Source organism: Aliterella sp. E5.1, from assembly GCF_057473825.1.
Map to the genome: position 1 here is coordinate 1 of NZ_JBYCCV010000230.1, position 2,789 is coordinate 2,789.

Genomic DNA, 2,789 nt, shown 5'->3' on the forward strand with positions numbered 1-2,789 from the left:
GCAAGTCTTGCCAGTTACAACCATTTTTCAGTTGATAAAAGATGCCATCCAAGATTTCGCGCTTGCTCCAGTTAGAAGGTCTTGTTTGCTTCTTCGGCGGTAGGATCTTAGGTAGTAAAGGTTCTATTATTTTCCACTCTTCGTCGGTGAGGCTGCTCTGGTACGGCATGGCATCTGCATTATGTTTTTGCCTTAACGTTACTTCCTTCCAGGGAAAGATGTCAAATGGGTTCTATAGGGCATTCTTTTACTGCTGGTATTTTTCTATCAGAGCAAACTCAAAATATAGAGAACGCTTTGTGGTCGGCTGTTCGAGCTATGGAGGAAAAGGTAACGTTCTCGCGTCAAATGGCAGAGCGAATGAAAAATTACAATTTACAGAAAGCAGCATCAAAATATGAAGATCACGCGCAGAGCTTGGATGAAGAAGTATCGCTGATTCGGGAAATAATTTTAAGCGGCTTTGCCACTAAACGTACTATTGCCGGAGAGTATGAAGAGCTGGAAGAGCAAAAACTCAGGTAACAAATTAATCATTTTATTTATCCCAAAGAGCAGCCATGCTGGATTTTGGTCGATTGCTGCGCGAAAAAAGCGCCGCGATTATCGAGAAATAGGTAGCAGCCGTCCGCTCTAATCGGCACATTGAGAGCGCTAATAACCTTTTTTGGGGTAAAGCTAGTGAGCGTGTCATGAGGGGCAAGATAGTACAAATTTACCTAGAGACGAGGTTTGTAGTATGCCAATGACAGGACTAATACCATTTCTGAATATGAATGCACTAATATGTCCATAGTAAAATGATAGAGCTGTAGGCATGACAAGTGTGTTTGATGTTGAGATTGCCGAAAGTGCAGAGGAACTCAAAGCGCTCTTAAGCAACCAAAGCTCGGCTCGTCTTCGAGACCGAGTGCGGGCGCTGTACATACGCAAAACAAGTCAAGCACAGACACGGCGAGAACTAGCAGCCGAGCTTTGGTGTAATGAATCAACCGTTTATCGCTGGTTTTGTACTTATCAAAACCAAGGGATCTCTAGGTTGTTACAACTCAAAACTTCTCCTGGCAAACCGTCAAAACTACCTCCTGATGTATTAGAAGGGCTGCGAGTGCGGCTGAGAGAGCGCCAAGGATTCCGCAGCTACTATGAAATTCAAGAATGGGTTGGCGCAGCAGTACAATGTTCAAGCGGCGCATAGCACAGTACACGGAATCGTGCGCTACAAACTCAAGTCGAAACTGAAAGTGCCGCGTCCAGTTAGCATTGAGGCACAGCAGTAAGTAAAAGACAGCTTTAAAAAAAACTTTATGACATAGTGCAAGTCATGGTGACTTTTTGTCTTTCTCAAAAAAGCTAGATAACCGCATCGGAGCCATCTGGTATTTCGTGCATTACTACAATTTATCCTTACTTATTTAGGACTACCCTCCCCTTTACTATAGAAATTAAGCAAGCAAGATTGAGGTTGAAAATAAGCGTTTCCTGTCCCTTCGGCTATTTCTACTGCAAGGTTTCTAATTACCTGGAGTATCGCTGGAAATAGTTTAAATGTGTGTGGATGAGGTTGCTGATAGCGATATCCGTGCCTATCCGCAACCCATCCTAAATTACCACAGCTAGTCATCGAACAATTGACCGTTTGCCATAGTTGGTCTAAAGAGCGGCGCTTGTTTCACAACTGCTCTAGCTGCTGCTAAAACCTCTTGTTGTATAGCTTTAGTAAGCTTTGATTTGAGTAGAAAAAATCCTTTATTCGCTGGCATATTATTAGCCTGCAACTATTATTAAATAATAGCATTAATTATTAAATAAATCAAGCTATGTATTCGTATTTTTTAGATTTGTGTATTAATTTTTTTTTTCAAGCAAAATGCTCTTTTTCCAAGCAGCTCTTCTATCTAAAAACTATAACTGATAGCTAGTTAGAACCTGCTTACTGCTTTAAACTATTTTTACGGCGGCTCTGTTTGTTTAAGTGATTTGGGTTAATTGACGTTGGAAAAACTAGCCGCGTTTCTGGATTTTCTTGGCACAATAAGATTGCACCCTGGGGACGCGCTAACTGTAATAAGTACCACTTGGTTCCATCTTTTTGCCAAACAGCAACTAAATCAAATCCATTACGGGGATTAATTGCGATCTCTTTGTACTTCATCTTTTTGCCTCAGCAATGAGTTATTATTTTCGTTTTGACGTTCCGCCGATTTCTTGTAAAACCTTCAACAAGCGCGATTGCCTTTTGACACTGCCCGATGTCGAACATAGCCACATGAGTTTTTTCCAAAGGCAACTTCATTGCTTTCGACAACCACTTGTAGGCAGCTTGACGGCTAGATAAAACACCGCGCTGCCACAGTGGGTCGAACTTGCGATGAACCAAACTCCTCCACCGCCGTAATTCTTTATCGGCGAGAGTTCCCAGCGCAATGATGGTTCCAGGGTGACAACTCACTCTCGCATCGCACTTGGGGTAAGAATTGCACAAGTAGATGAATCCGTAGTGGCAACCGTAAATTTTGGCGCTATCAATTAACGAAACGCGACCGCCACAAAAGGGACACCGTTGAGGTTTCATCGGCTTGCCCTCTCTAACTGCTCTAGTACCGCTAATTCCTCCGTTATGGCTCTAGGGCGTATCTGCAAACTCAAAAGGGACATTAGATATAGTGGGAAGAAAGTGAGAATATGAAGATTCTAATATCTGAAAACTAACGGGAGTAACTTTCTATGCCGCTACATCGTGGTGACCTAAATGATGCTCAATGGCAGAAACTTCATCCCTTGCTGCC

At 42.6% G+C, this 2,789-nt stretch carries 6 protein-coding genes and 1 pseudogene; 3 read left to right on the plus strand and 4 right to left on the minus strand.

Annotated elements, in window-relative coordinates; genetic code table 11:
* A partial coding sequence (locus AC2VE5_RS25490; protein ID WP_486887409.1) for a transposase occupies positions 1-169 on the minus strand: 169 nt, incomplete at its 3' end.
* A gap of 56 nt (positions 170-225) precedes the next feature.
* Between AC2VE5_RS25490 and AC2VE5_RS25495 the strand changes: the two genes are divergently transcribed.
* From AC2VE5_RS25495 to AC2VE5_RS25505, 3 genes and pseudogenes are all read left to right on the plus strand, one after another.
* Entirely contained in the window at positions 226-525 is a 300-nt protein-coding gene (locus AC2VE5_RS25495; RefSeq protein ID WP_486890381.1) for a hypothetical protein, read from the plus strand.
* A 292-nt stretch (positions 526-817) separates the two neighbouring features.
* A complete protein-coding gene (locus AC2VE5_RS25500; RefSeq protein ID WP_486890382.1) occupies positions 818-1,198 on the plus strand; it encodes a helix-turn-helix domain-containing protein in 381 nt (126 codons plus the stop codon).
* Positions 1,199-1,335: 137 nt separating this feature from the next.
* Positions 1,336-1,419 (plus strand): annotated as a pseudogene (locus AC2VE5_RS25505) (IS1 family transposase); the annotation flags it as partial.
* On the opposite strand, the gene AC2VE5_RS25510 reads toward AC2VE5_RS25505, so the two are convergent.
* From AC2VE5_RS25510 to AC2VE5_RS25520, 3 genes are all read right to left on the minus strand, one after another.
* Entirely contained in the window at positions 1,412-1,624 is a 213-nt protein-coding gene (locus tag AC2VE5_RS25510) for an alpha-ketoglutarate-dependent dioxygenase AlkB (RefSeq protein ID WP_486890383.1), read from the minus strand. The pseudogene AC2VE5_RS25505 and the gene AC2VE5_RS25510 overlap by 8 nt on opposite strands.
* A gap of 309 nt (positions 1,625-1,933) precedes the next feature.
* Positions 1,934-2,155 (minus strand): hypothetical protein, encoded by a 222-nt coding sequence (locus AC2VE5_RS25515; protein ID WP_486890384.1) that lies wholly within the window; start codon positions 2,153-2,155, stop codon positions 1,934-1,936.
* A 9-nt stretch (positions 2,156-2,164) separates the two neighbouring features.
* Positions 2,165-2,575, minus strand: coding sequence for a zinc-finger-containing protein (locus AC2VE5_RS25520; protein WP_486890385.1), 411 nt, complete (start codon positions 2,573-2,575; stop codon positions 2,165-2,167).
* Positions 2,576-2,789: the final 214 nt, after the last annotated feature.

Coding starts and splice junctions, on each gene's coding strand:
- AC2VE5_RS25495 (WP_486890381.1), top strand. CDS start 226: ATGGGTTCTATAGGGCATTCTTTTACTGCTGGTATTTTTCTATCAGAG.
- AC2VE5_RS25500 (WP_486890382.1), top strand. CDS start 818: ATGACAAGTGTGTTTGATGTTGAGATTGCCGAAAGTGCAGAGGAACTC.
- AC2VE5_RS25510 (WP_486890383.1), bottom strand. CDS start 1,624: ATGACTAGCTGTGGTAATTTAGGATGGGTTGCGGATAGGCACGGATAT.
- AC2VE5_RS25515 (WP_486890384.1), bottom strand. CDS start 2,155: ATGAAGTACAAAGAGATCGCAATTAATCCCCGTAATGGATTTGATTTA.
- AC2VE5_RS25520 (WP_486890385.1), bottom strand. CDS start 2,575: ATGAAACCTCAACGGTGTCCCTTTTGTGGCGGTCGCGTTTCGTTAATT.